The organism is Novosphingobium mathurense (assembly GCF_900168325.1).
GTDB lineage: Bacteria > Pseudomonadota > Alphaproteobacteria > Sphingomonadales > Sphingomonadaceae > Novosphingobium > Novosphingobium mathurense.
Window position 1 is genome coordinate 1 of sequence record NZ_FVZE01000008.1, and the last position, 20,727, is coordinate 20,727.

Sequence of the window (20,727 nt, forward strand, 5' to 3'; positions counted from 1 at the left end):
CGCGTGGCCAAGGAAGTGCCGGCAAACTGGAAGGTCGTGATGGAAGCCTTCATGGAGGCCTGGCACACCATCGTCACCCACCCGCAGCTGCTGCCCTTCACCGGCGATTCCAATGCCGCCTACTGGACCTGGGGCGACAATGTGAATGTCAACCTTACCCCCTTCGGCGTGATGAGCCCGCACATCAAGGAAGGTAAGGGCGAGCAGTGGATCGTCGACCAGTTCATCAAGTACAACGGACGCTCGGCCGACAACTACGAGGAAGGCGCCGCCGAAAACCCGATGGCGATCACGGTGCCGGAAGGGATGACGGCGCGCGCGGCGCTGGGTGCGGCGATGCGCAAGGCCTATACCGAGCAGACCGGCTACGACCATAACGATGCGACCGACGCCGAGCTACTCGATGCGCTGGTCTACAACGTCTTCCCGAACTTCGCGCCCTGGGGCGGTTACATGCCGAATATCGTCTACAATTGGCGACCCGGCAAGACGCCCGACACCTGCATCATGGAAGTGCGCATCCTCTCGCGCATTCCCAAGGGCCAGCCGATGCCGCATGGCGCGCCGCTGAAGTTCCTAACGCTCGACCAGAAATGGACCGAAGCGCCGGAGCTGGGCATCCTTGGCGACGTGTTCGAGCAGGATATGGACAACCTGCCCTTCGTTCAGGACGGCCTTCACGCCACCAAGAACGGCGAAGTCCAGCTGGGCAATTACCAGGAAATCCGCATTCGCCAGTTCCAGGACACGATGATGAAGTACATCAGCGGCGAACTGGGTGGCAGCAAGGAGAATGCGGCATGAGCGGCGAAGGCGCGTATGGCGGGCAAGGCGCGCATGTCGACCAGCATCCGCCCCGGATAGACTGCGTCTTCATCTGCGGCGGCGTCTGGCACGACATGGACTTCGCCCGGCTCGAACTGCTCAAGCTGCTGGCCGAGGACCAGAGCGTGCGTACCCGCGTGTTCGAGGATTATGAAAACCTCGATGCGATCCGCAAGGCCGACATCATCATCACGTACACCTGCGACGTCACGCCTTCGCTGGCAGCGCAGGAAGTCCTGCGCGACTGGCTGGCCGCCGGCGGTCGCTGGTACGCGCTGCACGGTACCAATTCGGTGCTGCGCCTGCTGGAAAACGGACTGTGGGATGCGCCGCGCTGGGCACCTCTGATGATGGACATGCTGGGTAGCCAGTTCGTCTCCCATCCGCCGATCGCCCCCTACAAGGTAACGGTTGCCGATCCTTCGCACCCGCTGGTCGAAGGCATCGAACCGTTCGAGACGACGGACGAGCTTTACCACCTCGAAAAGCACGGCGAACTGCACGTGCTGCTGGAAACCGAATGCTCCGAGGAGGGTACCGGCTTCGTCGAGGCGGCCGATGCGCCGGGCGTCCATCCGGTCATGTATATCAAGCGCCATGGCAAGGGCGCGGTTCTCTACAATACCCTGGGCCACTGCCGCGGGCATTACGACCTGCAGCCGATGCTCGACTGGTGGCCGACGGTGGATCGCTGCGCCTGGGAACTGCCGGTGTTCTACGACCTGCTGCGCCGCGGCATTGCCTGGATCAAGGATCGCGAGAAGGCCTGACATCCTCCACGGGCCTTCCCGCAAAAGGAAAGGGGCGGATCGGGAAGACCGGTCCGCCCCTTTTTGAGTTGGCAGGAATAGATGGGATCAGTGCACCAGTCCCGCGAAGCGGTCGAGCGCGGACTGGGCCGGCTCCGGCCAGCGCGAGAGAACCAGCAGGCGTTTGTGCCCGCCGCCTACCGCGAGTTCGTCGGTTACACCCATGCCGCCGTGGAACTGGATCATTTCGTGTCCCAGCGTCACCGAGGCATCGGCGATGAAGGCGCGGGCGCCCTGAACGTTCCGCGCGAAATCTTCGGTGCCCCACGATACGAGAGCCAGGTTGAGCAGGGCCCGGCTGCGCTCGATCGCGGCATATTGCGCGACCATGCGGTGCTGGATGGCCTGGAATGAGCCGAGCGGTACGCCGAACTGGTCGCGGGTGCGCAGGTATTCGATCGTTTCCTCGAAAATGCGCGCCATGATGCCGAGCGCTTCGGCGCTGCGGGCGAGCGCGGCCACCTGCTCGGCTTCGGCCAGGGCATCGAGCCCGCCTTCAAGCCTGGTTGCAGCCGCGTCATCGAGCGTGATGTCGGCCGCCACGCTGCCGTCGGCAAGCGGCCAGTCCCGTTTCTTGAGACCTGCTGCGTCGGCAGGAACGAAGAACAGTTCGGCGCCGTCTATGTCTCCGGGAGCGCCTGCTACGCGTGCGGAGACGATAAAGCCGTCCGCGCCGCCACCGGCGATGCAATAGGGCTTCGATCCGGTGAGGCGGTAGTTGTCGCCATCGGCCCTGGCGCTGGTCTCGACCCAGGTCAGGCCATCACGCGTGCCCGCTTCGGCATGGGCGAGGGCGAGGCGGCGCGCGCCGGTCAGAAGATCCTCGATCCATTCGGCCTTGAGATCCTCTGGCGCGGTGAGCGCGAATAGGCGTCCGGCCAGCACCACGTTCTCCGCCAGGGGCTCGACAACGAGGCCGCGACCCAGCGCTTCGAAGACTGTGGCAATGCCTGTGCCGTCGAGGCCGAGGCCGCCCAGTTCTTCGGGAAAAGGTGCGGCGATCAGGCCGAGTTCGCCCAGAAGTTCCCAGTTTTTGCGCGAGAAACCATTGGGTTCGCCCAGAAAGGCGCGGCGGCTGTCATGGTCGTAATGGTCGACGACGAAACGCTCGGTCAGCGCCTTCAGCATTTCTTCGTCTTCGTTCAGTTCGAAATTCACTTTCCACTCCCGTCTGTAATTCGGCTTTACCACCATCGACGGGTGGTCCTCCGCTGCGCAAAAGGTTAGGCCTTGGGCGCGGAAATTCGGCCTTCGGGCGATTGTGCCGGCGGGAACGGCGGGGTATGACGGGCTCGCGAGAGAGGAATTCATGAATTTGTTGTCACAGGAAAATATCGATGCCGTCCGGGTCACGGCTCCGGAAAGCATCAGACCCGCAGCCGAGGCATTGCATCGCATTGCCATGGAGTGCGGGTTTCGAGCTGCTCCCGCGCACGATATCGCGGACAAGCGGACCCCGGTGGATGCGGAAGGCAATATTCTCGCGACGGAAGTTTTCGGCTGGAGCGACGACGAAAGGGTCTGGTGGCGCAATTCCCGCATTGCGCTGGATTCTCCGCTGACGTCCGCGTGCCGGTTCGAAAGTCAGCCGTTCTGGGCGAATGCCGAGGGTTTCCGGACCTTCGAGCCAAATGCCTATCTGGATTCGATCAACATCGCCAACTTCGAGCAGCGCGCCCTGACCGAGTCCGCGATCTGCGTTCCCGTGCATCTGCCTTTCGGCCAGATCGGTGCTGTCAGCTTCAACCCGCTGGACAAGAGCAAGATCGACCTGTCCGAAGAGTTCAGGCTCTACTCGGATGCATTGGGGCTCTACGCGCGCACGTTCATCTCCACTTACGTCCAGATCATGGGTTCGGTCCAGGCGCTGCCGCCGGAATCGCGGCTTTCCAAGCGCGAAGTCGAATGCCTGCGCTGGGCCGCGATCGGCAAGACCGACCTCGAGATCAGCATGATCATGTCGCGCAGCCGCGCCACCGTGCGCTTTCACATCCACAATGCCGCGACCAAGCTCAACGCCGTGAACCGCAGCCAGACTGTCTTCAAGGCGGCCCAGCTCGGCTACATCTCGCTTCAGACCTGACCGTGCAGCCATGGGGACAGGGGCATCAGCCCCTGTCCTCCAGCATGAGCTTTGCCCCGCGCAGGCCCAGGGCCATCGCAGGGGCATTGGTATTGCCGGTGACATGCCAGGGGATCACGGAGCAATCCGCGACGCGCAGCCCCTGAACGCCGTTCACGCGCAGGCGCGGATCGACGACCGCCTGCGGATCCCCGCCCATGCGGCATGAGCGGATCGCGTGCAGCCCGCAGGTGGACAGTCGCCGGAAAGCGGTCAGCAGGTCCTCGTCGCTTTCCACCTGAGGGCCCGGGATCAGCTCGGGCCCCACCATGTCACCCAACGGCGGCGAGGCGATGAACCGGCGCATGGCTCTCACCAGCGCTATGGCGGACTTGCGGTCATGCTCGGTGGAAAGGAAATTGTGCAGGATCTCCGGCGCGTCCGAGGGAGACGGACCGGTGGCGCGCACCGAGCTTTCGCTGGTGAGGCGCAGGAGCTGGCCGTAGATCGTGACGCCCGGCTTGGGGTCGATCTTGTCGAGCGGGACCGGATCGTTGTCATCGCCGATCTTGAACGTGTAGCCGCCCAGATAGAACTGGGCATCGGTCCGTCCATCGGGATGCGCGACATTGAGGAACGCCCCCACTTCGAAGGGCCCGGTGGCGAGGATGCCGTCGTGCCGGACGAGATAGCGCAGCATCGCCAGCGCTGCGCCGATGCCGAAGAAGCTCTTGTTGGTGCCGCGTCCTTTTTCGAGGCGATGGGGAATCGAGATCGAGAGGTGCTCGATCATTCGTTCGCCGACATCGGGCGAATGGGCGACGACCGGGATGCCGGCGGCCGCCAGCCGGTCGGCATCGCCGACGCCGGAGCGCTGCAGCAGGAGCGGGCTTTCCATCGCGCCGCAGGAGACGACGATCTCACCGGCGCATTCGAACCGGCGCGGCTGTCCCTTGACCGTTGCCTCCACGGCGACGGCTCGGGTGCCATCGAAGACGATCCGGTCGGCCACGGCGCCGGTCATCACCGTGACGTTCGGGCGCTTCCTTGCGACGGCAAGGTAAGTGCGTGCAGCGGACTCGCGCTTGCCCTTGCGGATGTTGTGGCTGAACAGCCCCACGCGTGGACCGGTAGTGCCATTGAGATCGTCGACGTGCCTGAGGCCCATTGCCTCGCCCGCCTCGATCATGCGGTCGGCGAGCGGGTAGGAATAACAGGCGGGATCGACATGGACGAGGCCGCCCGAGCCGCGCGTGGCCGATGGCCCGGCAGCATGGTCTTCGAGTTCGAGGAACGCTTCGGTCATCGACCGGCCGTTCCACCCGGTCGCTCCGGCTTCGCTTTCCCAGGCGTCGTAGTCGGCCGGCTCGCCGCGGCTCCAGATCATTCCGTTGATCGAGGATGAACCGCCAAGGCCCTTGCCGCGAATCCAGACTTCGCCGCCGGGTCCGCCTTCCTCGCGCGGCTGGGCCACGGGGTAGGCCCACATGTGCTCGCTTTTCTGCACCAGCTTTGCGACGCCCTTGGGCAGGGTAACCCAGAAGCTGTCGTTCTCGCCGCCGGCTTCCAGCACGAGCACGCGCGAACGCCCGTCGGCACTCAGGCGCTCGGCCATGACGCAACCCGCAGAGCCTGCGCCGACGATGATGTAGTCCCAAGTTTCGGTCATGTCCGTCTCCCTGCATCTAGGGATGCACGAACTAGCGTAATGACTACCCTAGCGTTTTGGTGAGTCGGAAAGCCGCGTCGCGAAGGCTTAAACCAACATCATGACCGGACTCATATACCGGGGTGGGAGTACGATGCGCGCTATTGCCGAAGGCCTTTTCACGGACGAGACTTCTCCACGGCTGGTGGGGGGACGCGACCTTGCGACGGGACGCATCGTCTTTCCGTGCCCCGAAAGCGAGGGCTACGAGCCTGTGCCCCTGAGCCGGGACGGAACCCTGTGGTCCTATACGGTGCAGCGCTTTCGTCCCAAGACGCCGCCCTATGCCGGTCCCGAGGCGTTCAGCCCCTGGATCGTCGCCTATGTCGAGCTGCCGGGTGAGACGATCGTCGAGGCGCGGCTGGTCGATGTCGATTTCGACGACGTGACGATCGGCATGCCGCTGCGGCTGGCGCCGACGCCGCTCGATCCCGGTGCGGCCGAACCGGTCATGATCCCGGCCTTTGCACCAGCAGGAGGGGCAGCATGAGCGACGTTTGCATCGTCGGCATCGGCATTCACAAGTTCGGCCGTACCGACGGCGTTTCGGGCGTCGACCAGGGCGTCTACGCCGTTCGGCAGGCATTGGCCGATGCCGGTGTCGACTGGCCGCAGGTCCAGTTCGCTTACGGTAGCTCGGATGCCGCCGGCAATCCCGACACCATGGTCGATCGCCTCGGCCTGACCGGGGTCCAGTTCATCAATGTGCGCAACGGTTGCGCGGCCGGTGGTTCGGCGCTGTTCTCGGCGCAGATGGCGATCAAGTCGGGTGAGTTCGACCTTGGCCTTGCCGTCGGTTTCGACAAGCACCCGCGCGGCGCCTTCAACGCCTTGCCCAGCGAGTACAACCTGCCGGACTGGTACGGCGAAGTCGGGCAGATGGTTACCACGCAGTTCTTTGCGGCGAAGATCATGCGCTATATGCACATGTTCGGCATTTCGCAGGAAACGCTGGGCCGGGTGGCCGAGAAGGCGTTTCGCAATGCCGTCAACGCACCGCATGCATGGCGTCGCCAGCCGGTGTCGCTCGCAGAAATCCTCGAAGCGCCGCTCGTGAGCGATCCCTACACCAAGTACATGTTCTGCTCGCCCGCCGAAGGGGGCGTGGCGCTGCTGCTCGCGAGCGAGAAGAAAGCGCGCGAACTGGGCAAGCCGTTGGTTCGCCTCAAGGCAGCGACCATGCGCACGCGTCCGGCACACTCGTTCGAGGTCTTCGCACCTTCGCTCGACGTGGTCGGGAACGACAGCGTGCCGCGCGGCACCGCTTCGCGAATCGCATCGGCGGATGCCTTCAGGCTGGCCGGGATCGGCCCGCAGGACATTTCCGTGGCGCAGCTCCAGGATACCGAGGCTGGCGCCGAGATCATGCACATGGCCGAGAACGGCTTTTGCGCCGACGGCGAGCAGGAAAAGTGGCTCGCCGAAGGCCTTACCGAGATCGGCGGCAGGCTGCCGGTCAATACCGATGGCGGCTGCCTTGCCTGCGGTGAGCCGATCGGCGCCTCGGGGCTTCGTCAGGTTTATGAGAACGTCGTCCAACTGCGTGGCGACGGCGGAGGGCGGCAGGTCCCGGGCAATCCCAAGACGGCCTACAGCCACGTCTACGGTGCGCCCGGTGTTTCGGCCGTGACAATTCTGGAACGTTAAATGGATATCGAACTTTCGCCCGAAGATGCTGCATTCCGCGACGAGGTCCGCGCATTTCTGCGCGATAACCTGCCTGACGTTGTAAAGGACGGGGCGGCGGGAACGCCATCGGTCTTCGTGGAACCGGAGATCGGGCAGGCCTGGAACGCGATCCTGCACAAGCAGGGTTGGCTGGGCTACCAGTGGCCCAAGGAACATGGCGGCACTGGTTGGACGCCGCTGCAGCGCTATCTCTTCGAGAAGGAATGCGCTCTCGCAGGTGCGCCCAATCTCACCGTGCTCGGCCTCAAGCTGCTGGCTCCGGTGGTCTGGACTTTCGGTAACGAGGAACAGAAGGCCTATTACCTTCCGCGCGTCCTTTCGGGCGAGGATTACTGGTGCCAGGGCTTCTCCGAGCCCGGTTCGGGGTCCGACCTGGCCAGCCTCAAGACCCGCGCGGTGCGCGACGGCGACAGCTACATCGTCAACGGATCGAAGATCTGGACGACCCATGCCCACCACGCGAACCGCATGTTCACGCTGGTGCGCACGAATACCGAAGTGAAGAAGCAGGCGGGCATCTCCTTCCTGCTCATCGATCTCGATACGCCCGGCGTCTCCGTGCGCCCCATCCTTACGGTTGCCGGGGATCATGAAGTCAACCAGGTCTTCCTCGAGGATGTTGTCGTCCCGGCAAGGAACCTTGTCGGCGAGGAAGGGCAGGGCTGGACGATCGCCAAATTCCTGCTCGAGAACGAGCGCGGCGGATCGTGCCATGCGCCCAAGCTCGGTTACGATCTCGACCAGATCGAACGGGCTTCGCGCGAGGAAAGCGACGGTCGCGGCGGCAAGCTGTTTGACCAGGTCGACTGGCGCCGCCGCCTTGCCCAGGCGCGCCTCGGCGTCGAGGCGCTGGAGATGATCGAGCTGAAGATCATCTCGGAAATCGCCAAGGGCAAGAAGCCCGGTCCGCAGACTTCGCTGACCAAGATGCTTGCCTCGAACCTGCGGCAGGAAATCGACCTGCTGGCGGTCGACCTCTACGGCCCGGCGGGTCTGCAGCTCGACATGGCGCGGCCGCTCTACGGCAACGAGGCCCCGATCGCGCTTCACTCGAAGGAAGCCCAGCTCGCCTCGCCGCGCTATCTCAACAGCCGCGCCTGGACGATCTTCGGCGGCACCAACGAAGTTCAAAGCACCATCATCGCCAAATCGGTGCTGGGCCTGTGAAAGATCACGGGGCCGAACACCGCGATTCGAACCAAGAGAGGAAGCCCACATGCAGCTGAACCGCGAGGCGTTGACCCACGCCTATCGGCAAATGAAGCTGATCCGCGAATTCGAGGAACGTCTCCATGAGGAGATCCAGACCGGTGAGATCGCCGGTTTCACGCACCTCTATTGCGGTCAGGAAGCCGTTGCCGTGGGCGTTTGCGAGCATCTGACTGCCGCTGACAAGATCGTTTCGACCCACCGCGGCCATGGCCACTGCCTTGCCAAGGGTTGCGACGTCGACGGGATGATGAAGGAAATCTGGGGCAGCCAGGAAGGCCTTTGCAACGGCAAGGGCGGTTCGATGCACATTGCCGACATAGACAAGGGTATGCTCGGCGCAAACGGCATCGTCGGCGGCGGTGCGCCGATCGCGGTGGGCGCGGCGCTTTCCAACAAGATCGACGGGCCGGACGAGGACGGCAAGCTGGCCGTCGCCATCACCTTCTCGGGTGACGGCGCCTGCAACCAGGGCACCACGTTCGAGGCGATGAACCTGGCTGTCGTCACCAAGGCTCCGGCGATCTTCGTCTTCGAGAACAACCACTATTCCGAGCACACCGGTGTCGACTATGCGGTGGGCACGAACAACGACATCGCCAGTCGCGCCGAAGCCTTCGGCATGAAGGTCTGGCGCGGTGACGGCACCGATTTCTTCTCGGTCCACGACACCATGCGTGAAGTTCTCGACTACGTGCGTACGCCCGGCAACGGCCCGGCCGCGGTCGAGTTCGATACCGAGCGCTTCTTCGGCCACTTCGAAGGCGATCCGCAGCGTTATCGCGGTGAGGGCGAACTCGATCGCCTGCGCGAGACGCGCGACTGCCTCAAGAAGTTCCGCGCCAGCGTGACCGGCGCCAAGCTGCTCACCGACGAGGACATCGACAAACTCGATGCCGAGGCGCTCGAAGCCATCGAGAACGCGGTCCAGGCCTCGCGCAATGCGGCGCGGCCCAAGCCCGAAAACGTCCTCGACAACGTCTACATCAGCTACTGAACGGCGGGAGCGAAACCATGGCAAAAATGATGTATCGCGACGCCATTCGCAACACGATCTTCCAGGAAATGCAGCGTGACGAGCGCGTCGTCGTCCTTGGCGAAGACGTCGTGGGCGGCATGGGAACGGCCGGGGGGCCCGAGGCCATCGGCGGCATCTGGTCGACCTCGACCGGTCTTTACGACGCCTTTGGCCCTGACCGTGTGATCGACACACCGATTTCGGAAAGCGCGATCATGGGCGCTGCGGGCGGTCTTGCGCTTGCCGGCAAGCGCCCGGTGGCGGAAATCATGTTCGCCGACTTCATCGGCGTTTGCATGGACCAGCTCTGGAACCAGATCGCCAAGTTCCGCTACATGTTCGGCGGCAAGTCGGTTTGCCCGGCGGTGATCCGCATGCCGTGCGGCGCGGGCTACAACGCTGCGGCCCAGCACAGCCAGATGATCAGCCAGTTCGTTACCAACATGCCGGGCATCAAGGTGGTCATGCCGGCCACCCCGGCCGATGCCTGCGGCCTGCTGCGCCAGGCGATCCGCGATGACGACCCGGTCGTCTTCCTCGAGCACAAGTTCCTGTACGGCCTGTCCGGCGAAGTGCCGGACGATCCGGACTACGTCGTGCCCTTCGGCCACGCGCGCCTTGCCCGTGCCGGTGAGGACGTGACGATTGTCGCTTCGGGCATGATGGTGGGCTATGCCGAGACGGCGGCCGACGATCTGGCCCAGGACGGCATCGGCTGCGATGTCGTCGACCTGCGCACGACCTCGCCGCTCGACGAGGAAGCGATCCTCGATTCCGTCGAAGTGACCGGCCGTCTCGTCATCGTCGACGAAGCGCCGCCGCGATGCTCGCTGGCGACCGACATTTCCGCGCTTGTTGCGCAGAAGGCGTTCGCCAGCCTGAAGGCTCCGATCGAAATGGTTACCCCGCCGCACACGCCCGTTCCGTTCGCTCGCGAACTGGAGAGCGCTTACCTGCCGAGCCCTGCAAAGGTCGCGGCCGCTGTGCGTAAGACCCTGGAATATCGCTGAGGAGGGCGCACCCATGAGTAGAATTCGCGCCTTCACGATGCCCAAGTGGGGCATCGAAATGACCGAAGGAACCATCGCCGAGTGGATGGTGAAGGAAGGCGACAGCTTCAAGCGCGGCCAGACGCTGTGCCTGATCGAAACCGCCAAGATCACCAACGAGGTCGATGCCGAATATGACGCCACCGTGCGCCGCATCATCGTTCAGGGCGGCGGCGAGGCGGAGCCTGTCGGTGCGCTGCTGGCCGTCTTCGACGACGGCAGCAATTCCGATGCCGACATCGAAGCCTTCATCGCCGGCTTCAAGCCGGCCGAGGGCGGCATCGCCGAAGGAGCGTCGAAGGCCAAGTCCGCTGCAAGCGAACCGGCGAAAGTCGCGCCTGTGGCGGCAGAACCGGAAAAGAAGCGGATCAAGATCGACACCAATCGCCCTATCAGCCCCGAGGCTTTGCGCCTTGCGGAGGAAGAAGGCGTCGACATTGCCGTGATCGAAGGTTCGGGCCGGGGCGGACGCATCACCCATCAGGACGTCGTCAAGGCGCTGCGCGGGACGGCTACGCCCATGCTCAAGGGGCCGGTGGCGGTTCAGGAGGACGACCTCAAGGTCTTCGCCTCGCCGCTTGCGCGCCGGATCGCTGCGCTCAACGGCATCTCGCTTTCGGGCGTGACCGGCTCGGGTGCCCGCGGACGCATCTCCAAGGCCGACGTGCTGGCGCTGGTGCCCAAGCCCTCCACCGGTGCGGCGGTGGGAACGCCCGAGTTCGTGGCCGGTGAGAACCGCCCCGAAGTCGTGCCCTTCGATCGCATCCGCAAGGTGGTCGCCCAGCGGCTCACCGCCGCCAAGCAGGAGATCCCGCATTTCTACCTGCGCATGTCGGCCCGTGCAGACAGGCTCATCGAGATGCGCAAGACGGCCAACCTCCTGCTGGGGTGCAAGGCTTCGGTCAACGACTGGATCGTCAAGGCTTCGGCCATGGCGCTGGCCCGGCATCCGGACGTCAACGTCCAGGTCCACGGCACCGAGATCTATCGCTTCCCGCATGCCGACGTCTCGATGGCAGTGGCGAGCCCCAAGGGCCTCGTCACTCCGGTCGTGCGTCAGGCGAACCTCATGCGCATCGACCAGCTCGCGGCTGAAACCCGCCGTCTGATCGACAAGGCGCAGGCGGGTCGGCTGGGCATGGAGGACATGGAAGGGGGCACTTTCTCCGTCTCCAATCTGGGCATGTTCGGGATCGAGAATTTCGATGCCATCATAAATCCGCCGCAGGGTGCGATCCTGGCCGTCGGCGCCGCTTCGCGCCAACCGGTCGAGACCGAGACGGGTGGCGTCGCATTCGAGACCCGCATTTCCTTCACGCTCTCGGTCGACCATCGGGCCATCGACGGCGCGGCGGGGGCGCAGTTCCTGCAGACGCTCAAGAGCCTCATCGAAGAGCCGGAAGGCATCGTCGCCTGAAAGGAAAGACCATGACCAGTTCGGTTACGCCGGGGCCGCTCAAGAAGCTGGGTGACGTTATCCAGCTTGCCTATTTCCCGACCGATTGGGACGAGGCGATGAAATACTGGATCGAGACCGTCGGTGTCGGGCCGTTTTTCGTGCTCAACGATGTCCGTCTGGGCGAGATGAAGTACAAGGGTGAACCTACCGATGCCGTTTTCACGATGGCGATCGGATACTGGGGCGATATCCAGATCGAACTGATCAAGACGGACAGCGATGCGCCTTCGCTCTACGCGGGGGAGTACGCCGTTCGCGATCGCCTTCACCACGTCTGCGTCTTCGTCGACGATATCCAGGAGGCGCGCAGGGCCTGCGCCGAGGCGGGGGCACAGGTCATCGTCGAAGGCAAGGTCGGCGAGGACGGTGAAGTGATCTACGTCGACCCCGGAAAGGGGCCGGGCTATATTATCGAATACCTTCAGCCCCTTTCGGGTACGGAAGGCCTGTTCCAGATGATGAAGGATGCCGCCCGGGACTGGGACGGCTCCGATCCGATCAGGGTGCTGCAGTAATGACCGAAATTTCCCGATATGCCCTCGACATGGCTGCCAAGGTGGAAGCCTTCGTGCGCGATGTCATCGTTCCTTACGAGAAGGACGCGCGCCGCGACCACCATGGCGCTCCGACCGACGAACTCGTGATGGAAATGCGCGAGAAGGCGCGGGCGGCCGGGGTGCTGACGCCCCACATCAAGGCAGACGGCTCGCACCTGACCCAGCGCGAGACGGCCGTCGTTCTGATCAAGTCCGGCCTTTCGCCGCTCGGCCCGCTGGCGTGCAACACGATGGCCCCGGACGAGGGCAACATGTACCTGATCGGCCACGTCGGTTCGCCCGAGCTGAAGGAACGCTTCCTCAAGCCTCTCGTCGACGGATCGGGCAGATCGGCCTTCTTCATGACCGAACCGGCTGAATGGGGCGGTGCGGGCTCCGATCCCTCGATGATGAAGACGACCTGCCGCAAGGATGGCAATCACTGGATCGTCAATGGCCGCAAGACCTTCATCACCGGTGCGCAGGGCGCGAAGGTCGGCATCGTCATGGCCGCCTCGGCGGAAGAGGATACCAAGGGCGGCGCCTGCATGTTCCTCGTCGATCTTCCCGATCCGGCGATCGTGATCGACGAAGTACCCAACACGATCGACACCTCGATGCCAGGCGGCCACGCGACGCTGACGATCAAGGACATGCGCATCCCGGCCGACCAGATGCTCGGCCTGCCGGGCGAAGGCTTCAAGTATGCCCAGATCCGCCTGTCGCCGGCCCGCCTGTCGCACTGCATGCGCTGGCTTGGCTGCTGCATCCGGGCGCATGAAATCGCGACCGACTATGCCTGCCGCCGCGAGGCGTTCAGCAAGACGCTGATCGACCACGAAGGCGTGGGCTTCATGCTGGCCGAGAACAAGATCCTCATCCAGCAGTGCGAACTGATGATCGACTGGTGCGCCAGCGTGTTGGACACCGGCTCGCTGGGGACGGTGGAAAGCTCGATGGCCAAGGTCTCCGTGTCCGAGGCCCTGATGAAGATCGCCGACAATTGCATTCAGGTGATGGGCGGAACCGGCGTGACCGAACGCACCATCGTCGAGCAGGTCTTCCGCGAGGTGCGCGCTTTCCGCATTTATGATGGCCCAACCGAGGTCCACAAGTGGTCGCTGGCGAAGAAGATCAAGCGCGATTGGCGCAAGGCCCAGGAGGCAGCGAAGGAAGCGGCAGGCGCATGACCGACGTCGTCGAAGCCAACACCGGAACGACCGCGGTTCGCGAAGGCTATGCCTTCGACGAAGCCTCGCTGACCAAGTGGCTGGAGGCCAATGTGGAGGGCTTCGAAGGTCCTCTGACGGTCGAACAGTTCAAGGGCGGGCAGTCGAACCCGACCTACAAGCTGGTGACGCCGTCGCGCAGTTACGTCCTGCGGCGCAAGCCGCCGGGCAAGCTGCTCAAGGGCGCCCATGCGGTGGAGCGCGAGGCCAAGGTGCTGTCGGCGCTGCACGGCGCGGGCTTCCCGGTCGCCAGGGTCTATGGCCTGTGCACCGATGACGATGTCATCGGGACATGGTTCTACGTCATGGAGATGGTCGAAGGGCGGATCTTCTGGGATGCGACCGTGCCGGGCGTCTCCAACGAGGAGCGCGCGGCGCTCTACGATGCGATGAACGCAACCATCGCGCAACTGCATTCCTTCGACCCTGAGGCAATCGGCCTTGGCGATTATGGCAAGCCGGGCAACTACTTCGCCCGCCAGGTCGGTCGCTGGTCGAAGCAGTACCGCGAGGACGAGGCCGCCGGCCGCGACGAGAACATGGACGCGGTGATCGACTGGCTCGAGGCGAACATGCCCGAGGACGACGGCGCATCGAGCGTGATCCACGGCGACTTTCGCATCGACAACATGATCTTCCATCCAACCGAGCCACGGGTTCTGGCCGTGCTGGACTGGGAACTGTCGACACTGGGCCATCCGCTGGCCGACTTCGCCTATCATGCGATGATGTACCACATGCCGCCGCATATCGTGGCCGGGCTTGCCGGTGCCGACATCGCCGCCCTGGGCATTCCCGGCGAGAAAGACTACGTCGCGGCCTATTGCCGGCGCACCGGGCGCAAGGACATGCCGGGGTATCGCTACTGCATGGCCTTCAACTTCTTCCGTCTCGCCGCGATCTTCCACGGCATCAAGGGACGGGTGATCCGCGGGACCGCGTCCAACGCGCAGGCGAAGGACCGGGCAGAGGCATTTCCCGAACTGGCGCGACTGGCGCGGCAGGCGACCCGCGGGGAACTGGGCTGACGGGGGAGGGGCGCAATTGCGCCTTACTTCGGGTTTTCTTGACTTTCGCGGGCCATCTGCCTATTCGCCGCCCTTTCCGATCCAGTAGATTCTTACGGAGTGCCCATGGCGCGCGTTACTGTCGAAGATTGCGTCGACAAGATTCCCAACCGCTTCGATCTCGTCCTGCTTGCCGCACAGCGTGCGCGTGAGATCTCGGGTGGTGCGGAGCTGACCGTCGACCGCGACCGTGACAAGAATCCGGTCGTCGCCCTGCGCGAAATCGCAGAGCAGACGGTTCGTCCTGCCGAGCTCAAGGAAACGCTCATCACCTCGATGCAGCGCGTCCTGCCCGAAGACGATGACGAGATGGATGAAGTCGGCTCGCTCAGCCAGTCGGCCGAGGCCCTGCGGATCACCGCTTCGGCGCCGACCCGCAACACCTCGATCGGCGGCGATTACGACGGTTGATCGACAAAGGTTGACTGGCAACGGTTGACCGGCAAGTCTCTGCGGGGTGAGTGGAAAAAAACGTACACTGCCCCGCATCGCCGGCAGCACCAGTGCCAGATCATCCGGGAAGGCGGAGCCTTCCGGTGCGACTATCGCAATTTACAGTGTCAAGGGCGGCGTAGGTAAGACCACCTTCGCCGCCAATCTTGCGTGGTGCGCGGCAACCCTGTCCGGGCATCGCACGTTGCTGTGGGATCTCGATGCAGCAGGGGGCTCGGCCTTCCTCTTCGATCTTGAGCCCAAGGGATCGCGCCACGCCGAAGACGTATTCTCCAAGGAAGAATCGCCCGAGCGGCTGATCCAGCATACCGCCATCGACGGTATCGATATCCTGCCGGCGGACGAAAGCCTGCGCGCGCTCGATACCAAGCTGATCCAGATCGGCAAGCGCAAGCGCCTCGCCAAGCTGACGGCGCAGCTTGCGGCTGACTACGATCGGATCTTCCTCGATTGCCCTCCGGTGATGAACGAGGTGAGCGCGCAAGTGGTGCGGGCCGCAGATCTTGTCATCGTGCCGCTGCCGCCTTCACCGTTGTCCTCGCGGGCCTTCGATCTCGTGGTCCAGGAGATCGCGGGCAACACCCGCAGGCATCCACCGATCCTGCCGGTACTCTCGATGCTCGATCTTCGGCGCAACCTTCATCGGCAGGTGCTGGAGGAGCATCCCAACTGGCCGGCCATTCCCTATGCCAGTGTGGTCGAGCAGGGCGCGGTTCGCCGGCAGCCGCTGGGCGCTTTCGCCCCCCAGAGTCCCGCCGCCAGGCAGTTTGCGCTGCTGTGGAATGCGATCGAGCGCAAGCTGGCCGAACGCCGCAAATAGGCGGCAGGTCTCCAAGGCACGCAGGCCAAGCAAAAGGGGCGGTGAGCATCTCTGCGCGCCGCCCCCTCCTGCATTTTCCCGAGGGAAAACCGCGATATCGATCCGTCGGATCAGGCCCCTTGCGGTGCCGCGCCTCCGGAGTAGCGCTTGCCTGCCTTGGGGATCGAGGATCCGGTGGCGCGTGTGGGCTTGCCCTTGCCGCTGGGCTCGCTGGGCCGGTCGATCTTGCCGGTATCCATGAGTTGCTTGATCTCGTCGCCCGACAGCGTCTCGTACTCGAGCATGGCATTGGCGAGCAGGTGCAGTTCCTCGTTCTTGTCGTTGAGGATCTGCGTGGCGCGCGCATGGGCCGTATCGACCAGCAGGCGGATCTCGCTGTCGATCAGCTTGTTGGTTTCGTCCGAGGCCATCAGGCGATGCGAACCGCCCATGCCAAGGTAGCCTTCCTGCTGTTCCTCGTACTGCAGCGGGCCGAGCTTGTCCGACATGCCCCACTTGGTGACCATGTTGCGGGCCAGGCTCGTGGCGTACTGGATGTCCGACGAGGCGCCGCTGGAGACCTTGTCATGTCCGAAGATGAGTTCCTCGGCGACGCGGCCGCCCATCGCGACCGAGAGATTCGCAAGCATCTTGTCACGGTGATACGAGTAGGAATCGCGTTCCGGAAGGCGCATGACCATACCCAGCGCGCGGCCGCGCGGGATGATCGTGGCCTTGTGGATCGGGTCCGAGGCTTCCTCGTTGAGCGAGACGATCGCGTGGCCGGCCTCGTGATAGGCAGTCATCTTCTTCTCGTCGTCGGTCATCACCATGGAGCGGCGTTCAGCCCCCATCATGACCTTGTCCTTGGCGTCCTCGAACTCCTGCATGGCAACGAGTCGCTTGTTGCGACGCGCGGCGAGCAGGGCGGCCTCATTGACGAGGTTGGCCAGGTCCGCGCCCGAGAAACCCGGCGTGCCGCGGGCGATGACGCGCGGATTGACGTCGGGGGCGAGCGGCACCTTCTTCATGTGGACTTCGAGAATCTTCTCGCGGCCCTCGATGTCGGGAACCGGTACCACGACCTGGCGGTCGAAACGGCCCGGGCGCAGCAGCGCCGGGTCGAGCACGTCCGGACGGTTGGTCGCCGCGATGATGATGATGCCTTCGTTGGCTTCGAAGCCGTCCATCTCGACCAGCAGCTGGTTCAGCGTCTGCTCGCGCTCGTCGTTCGAATTGCCGAGGCCATGGCCGCGGTGACGGCCCACCGCGTCGATTTCGTCGATGAAGACGATGCACGGAGCGTTCTTCTTGGCCTGCTCGAACATGTCGCGCACACGGCTGGCGCCGACGCCCACGAACATTTCGACGAAGTCCGAACCGGAGATGGTGAAGAAGGGTACGCCCGCTTCACCCGCGATGGCGCGGGCAAGCAGGGTCTTGCCGGTGCCGGGCGAGCCGACCAGCAGCGCGCCCTTTGGTATCTGGCCACCGAGCTTGGAAAAGCGCGAAGGATCGCGCAGGAACTCGACGATTTCCTCCAGCTCCTCACGCGCTTCGTCGATGCCGGCGACGTCCGCGAAGGTGACGCGGCCCGACCGTTCGGTAAGCAGCTTGGCCTTCGATTTGCCGAAGCCCATCGCACCTGAGCCGCCGCCCTTCTGAACCTGGCGCAGCGCGAAGAAGGCTATGCCGACAATCAGCAGGAAGGGCAGGGTCTGCGCCAGGATGTAGACCAGCAGGTTGCCTTCCTCGGGCGCCTTGCCGGCATACTTGACGTCGTTGGCCTGGAGCAGCTGTGTCAGCGTGGTATCGCCGGGCACGGGCACGGTGGAGAACGTGTCGCCGTTCTTCATCTGGCCGTCGATGCGCTCTTCGCCGATCTCGACCGCCATGACGCTGCCTTCGGCAACCTTGGCACGGAAATCGGAGTAGGGAATCATCGGTCCTGCATCGCTGCGCGAGCTGAACATGGAAACAACCATGAGCAGGGCAAGGAAGATGCCACCCCAGACGAGGAGGCTCTTGACCCAGGGATTACCGTTGGGCTGGTCGTCGTTCATTGTCGGATAAACCGTCCTTTCGACCGCCAATGTAAGCGCGGATGGCTGAATCGCAAGTTAGCGAAGCCGTATCGACTGATCGAATCGACAGGTCGTTGGGGGCGATGGCTGCGCCTCGGGTCATCGCTAGGCGTTTTGGGTGGCGCGCATCTGGGACGCCGGCAGGATCACGGTCATCCGCGCACCGGCGGATTCTGGAGAAGAATTCCTGTTTTCCAGTGCCATTTGGCCATCGAGCTGCTGGCTGAGCAGACGCGAGATGCGAAGCCCGACGCTGTCCGCCCCGTCGAGATCGAAGCCCTCCGGCAGGCCGTGCCCGTTATCCTCCACCGACAGGTGAATGGCCTCGTCGTACCGGTGCGCCTTGACGAGAATCGTTCCGCTCTCCCGATCTCGCAGCCCGTGTTCGAGGGCATTGGCGACGGCCTCGGAGAGAATCAGGGCAAGGGGGACGGCGCTATTGGGCTTGAGAACGATACCGGACTCGGCCTCGATCTTGCAGGCAATGCCGGGCCTGCCGTTGGAGAGCATGAGCTGGCCCACGACTTCGCTGATGAAACGGTCGAGCGGCATCAGTTCGCCATCGGGGCGATAGAGCTGGCGTTGGATACGGCCGATCACCTGCAGACGCGAGACCGCGTCCGAAAGTGCGCTTCTGGCGGTTGGCTCATGGAGGCCGCGCAGTTGCAGGGACAGCACCGCGGCGATCATCTGCAGGTTGTTGCCCACACGGTGCTGCATCTCCTGAAACAGCAGGTCGCTGCGTTCGGCAAGGCGCCCGCGTTCTTCGGCGAGTTCGCGCACGTTTTCCCGTGCGGCGAGAAGCCTGCCGTTTGCCGCCTGCATCAGGTGGACGAGGCTGATGTCTACCGCGACGACACCGGCGTAGAACAGCAGGGCGGTCACGGTTCCGCCGTCGCCGCCGAATGACTGACGCGGCGGAATGAAGAAATACCAGGCGAACAGGCCGCAGACCAAGGCTCCCACGATGCCGGGGCGGGGGCCGAAGAGAAACGAGGAGATGATGACGGCCGGAAAGAACGTAAGGTAAGGGTAGCCTGGCGGGAAGGCGCCATCGAGTTCCCAGCGCAGAAGCAAGGCGAACATGCAGAGCGCAAGCGTTACGCCATATTGCACCATTGGCATGCCGTTCAGCAGCGGCAGGCGTTCGGTGAAGCGGCTGATCTTGCTCAAGTCATTCCCTATCGCGTTGGCACGGAAGAGCCCTGCCGATTCTGACCGCACATTGCTCTGGCGGTCTCGGCGAGGACGATTCGCCTGGAATTCCATCGCCATGCTTCATCTTGCGTCATGCCCAAAGACGTTCGAGGATCGGTCAGGTTCCCATACGAAGCTTCGATTGGGGCGCGACAGGATCAATGCGGGCTTGTTCTTGCCCGGATATTTCAGACATTTAATCTGAAGGTCCTGGTGAAGTTCGCAGCAATGGCATTTCTTCCGCGCGTGCATTGCGACGGGACGAAGGCTATGGCGCACCGTCCGAAAAGCAGCCTGAAAGCAAGGGCTTTGACGGATCTTTTCTTGCGCGAAGGAGCAGTACCGCCATGACGTCACCCGGCCGGATCCATCCCGTCTATGCGCAGATGGAACGGACCGTCTTCGACCGGATGTCGGCGCTTGCGCGTGAAACCGGGGCAATCAACCTCGGGCAGGGTTTCCCCGACGGTCCCGGCCCTGCACCGGTCATCGAGGCCGCGGTGCGCGCCTTGCGCGAGAAATCGAACCAGTATCCTCCCGGCGCCGGACTTCCCGAACTTCGTGAGGCGGTTTGCACTTACTATGCGCGGCGACAGGCACTTGAGGTTTCTCCGCAGGATGTGACCGTAACCTCCGGAGCTACCGAGGCAATTGCAGCATCGTTGCTGGCCCTCGTGAAGCCCGGCGACGAGGTCGTGCTGTTCCAGCCTGCCTACGATGCCTATGCCCCGATGGTCCTGAGGGCAGGCGGCGTGCCGGTTTCGGTGCCCCTGAAGCCGCCCCGTTTCCGCTATGAGACTTCGGCGATCGAGGAGGCGCTGACGGAGAGGACACGGCTACTGATCCTCAACGATCCGCTCAATCCGGCCGGTACAGTGGCGGGCGAGGAAGAATTGGCGGCGATCGCCCGGATCTGCGTCGACCGCGATCTCGTGGCAATCTGTGACGAGGTCTGGGAGGAGGTCCGCTTCGACGGCCAGCCTCACCGTTCGCTCATGAGCTTCGAGGGCATGGCCGAGCGCTGCGTGAAGATCGGCTCCGCTGGCAAGATCTTCGGCGTGACCGGATGGAAGATCGGGTGGATGGTCGGCAGGGGCGAAGTCGGCCACGGTCTGGTCCATGCGCACCAGTTCCTGACTTATGCCAGCGCCCCGCCGCTGCAGTGGGCGGTGGCCGAGGGGCTGACCTTGCCTGTTGCGATGCTGGACGAACAGCGCGCGGCCTGGGCCGCTTCGCGCGCCAGGCTCATGGCAGGGTTGGACCGGGCCGGATTTATCGTCCTGCCCAATCGGGCGACCTGGTTCCTCTGTGTCGACCTGACCGCTTCCGGACTGCACACGGGTGATCGCGAATTCGCCGAACGCGCGATCCGCGAGGCTGGCGTGGCGACGATCCCGGTCTCTGCGCTCTATGCAGGCGAGGGGAGGCCCGAGCACATCGTGCGCTTCTGCTTTACCAAGCCGGACGCGGTTCTCGACGAAGCGGTTGCGCGGCTCGCGGCATTCCGGCTCAACCTGACCTAACGGGCCTTGGC

19 protein-coding genes are annotated in these 20,727 nt (G+C 64.0%); 15 read left to right on the forward strand and 4 right to left on the reverse strand.

Features of this window, described 5'->3' with window-relative positions; translation table 11 throughout:
- On the forward strand, positions 1 to 804 hold an 804-nt coding region (locus B5483_RS18515; RefSeq protein WP_281251254.1), incomplete at its 5' end, for an RHO alpha subunit C-terminal catalytic domain-containing protein.
- Positions 801 to 1,595: a ThuA domain-containing protein gene (locus B5483_RS18520; RefSeq protein WP_054947757.1), complete on the forward strand. Its 795-nt coding sequence runs from the start codon at positions 801 to 803 to the stop codon at positions 1,593 to 1,595. The genes B5483_RS18515 and B5483_RS18520, both read left to right, overlap by 4 nt.
- 87 nt (positions 1,596 to 1,682) lie before the next feature.
- Here the strand turns inward: B5483_RS18520 and B5483_RS18525 are convergent, their stop codons facing one another.
- Positions 1,683 to 2,792, reverse strand: a complete 1,110-nt coding sequence (locus B5483_RS18525; protein ID WP_176168109.1) for an acyl-CoA dehydrogenase family protein — start codon at positions 2,790 to 2,792, stop codon at positions 1,683 to 1,685.
- Positions 2,793 to 2,943: 151 nt separating this feature from the next.
- On the opposite strand from B5483_RS18525, the gene B5483_RS18530 reads away from it, so the two are divergent.
- Positions 2,944 to 3,717, forward strand: coding sequence for a helix-turn-helix transcriptional regulator (locus B5483_RS18530; RefSeq protein ID WP_054947759.1), 774 nt, complete (start codon positions 2,944 to 2,946; stop codon positions 3,715 to 3,717).
- 25 nt (positions 3,718 to 3,742) lie between these two features.
- On the opposite strand, the gene B5483_RS18535 is transcribed toward B5483_RS18530, so the two are convergent.
- On the reverse strand, positions 3,743 to 5,365 hold the full coding sequence (locus B5483_RS18535; RefSeq protein WP_079731507.1) for a GMC family oxidoreductase: 1,623 nt from the start codon (positions 5,363 to 5,365) through the stop codon (positions 3,743 to 3,745).
- Between the two features lie 133 nt (positions 5,366 to 5,498).
- Between B5483_RS18535 and B5483_RS18540 the strand changes: the two genes are divergently transcribed.
- From B5483_RS18540 to B5483_RS18590, 11 genes are all read left to right on the forward strand, one after another.
- Entirely contained in the window at positions 5,499 to 5,894 is a 396-nt protein-coding gene (locus B5483_RS18540; RefSeq protein WP_054947761.1) for a Zn-ribbon domain-containing OB-fold protein, read from the forward strand.
- Complete coding sequence (locus tag B5483_RS18545) at positions 5,891 to 7,051, forward strand: thiolase family protein (protein WP_079731508.1); 1,161 nt, start codon at positions 5,891 to 5,893, stop codon at positions 7,049 to 7,051. Before B5483_RS18540 ends, B5483_RS18545 begins: the two co-directional genes overlap by 4 nt.
- Positions 7,052 to 8,260 carry an acyl-CoA dehydrogenase family protein gene (locus tag B5483_RS18550; protein ID WP_054947763.1) on the forward strand — a complete coding sequence of 403 codons (1,209 nt, stop codon included), beginning with the start codon at positions 7,052 to 7,054 and terminating at the stop codon, positions 8,258 to 8,260. It begins immediately after the preceding gene.
- A gap of 49 nt (positions 8,261 to 8,309) precedes the next feature.
- Positions 8,310 to 9,299: a thiamine pyrophosphate-dependent dehydrogenase E1 component subunit alpha gene (locus B5483_RS18555; RefSeq protein ID WP_013832651.1), complete on the forward strand. Its 990-nt coding sequence runs from the start codon at positions 8,310 to 8,312 to the stop codon at positions 9,297 to 9,299.
- 17 nt (positions 9,300 to 9,316) lie between these two features.
- Positions 9,317 to 10,330, forward strand: coding sequence for an alpha-ketoacid dehydrogenase subunit beta (locus B5483_RS18560; protein ID WP_013832652.1), 1,014 nt, complete (start codon positions 9,317 to 9,319; stop codon positions 10,328 to 10,330).
- Between the two features lie 13 nt (positions 10,331 to 10,343).
- The gene (locus B5483_RS18565; RefSeq protein WP_079731509.1) at positions 10,344 to 11,786 is read left to right on the forward strand and encodes a 2-oxo acid dehydrogenase subunit E2; all 1,443 of its coding nucleotides are present in this window, start codon (positions 10,344 to 10,346) and stop codon (positions 11,784 to 11,786) included.
- 11 nt (positions 11,787 to 11,797) lie between these two features.
- On the forward strand, positions 11,798 to 12,343 hold the full coding sequence (locus B5483_RS18570; RefSeq protein ID WP_054947765.1) for a VOC family protein: 546 nt from the start codon (positions 11,798 to 11,800) through the stop codon (positions 12,341 to 12,343).
- Positions 12,343 to 13,554, forward strand: coding sequence for an acyl-CoA dehydrogenase family protein (locus B5483_RS18575; RefSeq protein WP_054947766.1), 1,212 nt, complete (start codon positions 12,343 to 12,345; stop codon positions 13,552 to 13,554). The genes B5483_RS18570 and B5483_RS18575 overlap by 1 nt, the downstream gene beginning before the upstream one ends.
- A complete protein-coding gene (locus tag B5483_RS18580) occupies positions 13,551 to 14,621 on the forward strand; it encodes a phosphotransferase (RefSeq protein ID WP_054947767.1) in 1,071 nt (356 codons plus the stop codon). The genes B5483_RS18575 and B5483_RS18580 overlap by 4 nt, the downstream gene beginning before the upstream one ends.
- Before the next feature lie 105 nt (positions 14,622 to 14,726).
- Entirely contained in the window at positions 14,727 to 15,071 is a 345-nt protein-coding gene (gene rpoZ, locus B5483_RS18585; RefSeq protein WP_079731510.1) for a DNA-directed RNA polymerase subunit omega, read from the forward strand.
- Between the two features lie 46 nt (positions 15,072 to 15,117).
- Positions 15,118 to 15,933: a ParA family protein gene (locus tag B5483_RS18590; protein WP_231634776.1), complete on the forward strand. Its 816-nt coding sequence runs from the start codon at positions 15,118 to 15,120 to the stop codon at positions 15,931 to 15,933.
- 110 nt (positions 15,934 to 16,043) lie between these two features.
- On the opposite strand, the gene ftsH is transcribed toward B5483_RS18590, so the two are convergent.
- Together ftsH and B5483_RS18600 are read right to left on the reverse strand one after the other, a co-directional pair.
- Positions 16,044 to 17,975: an ATP-dependent zinc metalloprotease FtsH gene (ftsH, locus tag B5483_RS18595; protein ID WP_054947777.1), complete on the reverse strand. Its 1,932-nt coding sequence runs from the start codon at positions 17,973 to 17,975 to the stop codon at positions 16,044 to 16,046.
- 126 nt (positions 17,976 to 18,101) lie between these two features.
- A complete protein-coding gene (locus B5483_RS18600) occupies positions 18,102 to 19,169 on the reverse strand; it encodes a sensor histidine kinase (RefSeq protein ID WP_245829383.1) in 1,068 nt (355 codons plus the stop codon).
- A gap of 371 nt (positions 19,170 to 19,540) precedes the next feature.
- Between B5483_RS18600 and B5483_RS18605 the strand changes: the two genes are divergently transcribed.
- The gene (locus B5483_RS18605; RefSeq protein WP_079731511.1) at positions 19,541 to 20,716 is read left to right on the forward strand and encodes an aminotransferase; all 1,176 of its coding nucleotides are present in this window, start codon (positions 19,541 to 19,543) and stop codon (positions 20,714 to 20,716) included.
- The last annotated feature ends 11 nt before the right edge of the window (positions 20,717 to 20,727 follow it).

What these genes read in the sequence shown, in the direction of transcription:
- B5483_RS18530 (WP_054947759.1), top strand. Translation starts at nt 2,944, where the DNA reads ATGAATTTGTTGTCACAGGAAAATATCGATGCCGTCCGGGTCACGGCT.
- B5483_RS18520 (WP_054947757.1), top strand. Translation starts at nt 801, where the DNA reads ATGAGCGGCGAAGGCGCGTATGGCGGGCAAGGCGCGCATGTCGACCAG.
- B5483_RS18535 (WP_079731507.1), bottom strand. Translation starts at nt 5,365, where the DNA reads ATGACCGAAACTTGGGACTACATCATCGTCGGCGCAGGCTCTGCGGGT.
- B5483_RS18570 (WP_054947765.1), top strand. Translation starts at nt 11,798, where the DNA reads ATGACCAGTTCGGTTACGCCGGGGCCGCTCAAGAAGCTGGGTGACGTT.
- B5483_RS18555 (WP_013832651.1), top strand. Translation starts at nt 8,310, where the DNA reads ATGCAGCTGAACCGCGAGGCGTTGACCCACGCCTATCGGCAAATGAAG.
- B5483_RS18565 (WP_079731509.1), top strand. Translation starts at nt 10,344, where the DNA reads ATGAGTAGAATTCGCGCCTTCACGATGCCCAAGTGGGGCATCGAAATG.
- B5483_RS18575 (WP_054947766.1), top strand. Translation starts at nt 12,343, where the DNA reads ATGACCGAAATTTCCCGATATGCCCTCGACATGGCTGCCAAGGTGGAA.
- B5483_RS18580 (WP_054947767.1), top strand. Translation starts at nt 13,551, where the DNA reads ATGACCGACGTCGTCGAAGCCAACACCGGAACGACCGCGGTTCGCGAA.
- B5483_RS18560 (WP_013832652.1), top strand. Translation starts at nt 9,317, where the DNA reads ATGGCAAAAATGATGTATCGCGACGCCATTCGCAACACGATCTTCCAG.
- B5483_RS18540 (WP_054947761.1), top strand. Translation starts at nt 5,499, where the DNA reads ATGCGCGCTATTGCCGAAGGCCTTTTCACGGACGAGACTTCTCCACGG.
- rpoZ (WP_079731510.1), top strand. Translation starts at nt 14,727, where the DNA reads ATGGCGCGCGTTACTGTCGAAGATTGCGTCGACAAGATTCCCAACCGC.
- B5483_RS18545 (WP_079731508.1), top strand. Translation starts at nt 5,891, where the DNA reads ATGAGCGACGTTTGCATCGTCGGCATCGGCATTCACAAGTTCGGCCGT.
- ftsH (WP_054947777.1), bottom strand. Translation starts at nt 17,975, where the DNA reads ATGAACGACGACCAGCCCAACGGTAATCCCTGGGTCAAGAGCCTCCTC.
- B5483_RS18550 (WP_054947763.1), top strand. Translation starts at nt 7,052, where the DNA reads ATGGATATCGAACTTTCGCCCGAAGATGCTGCATTCCGCGACGAGGTC.
- B5483_RS18605 (WP_079731511.1), top strand. Translation starts at nt 19,541, where the DNA reads ATGACGTCACCCGGCCGGATCCATCCCGTCTATGCGCAGATGGAACGG.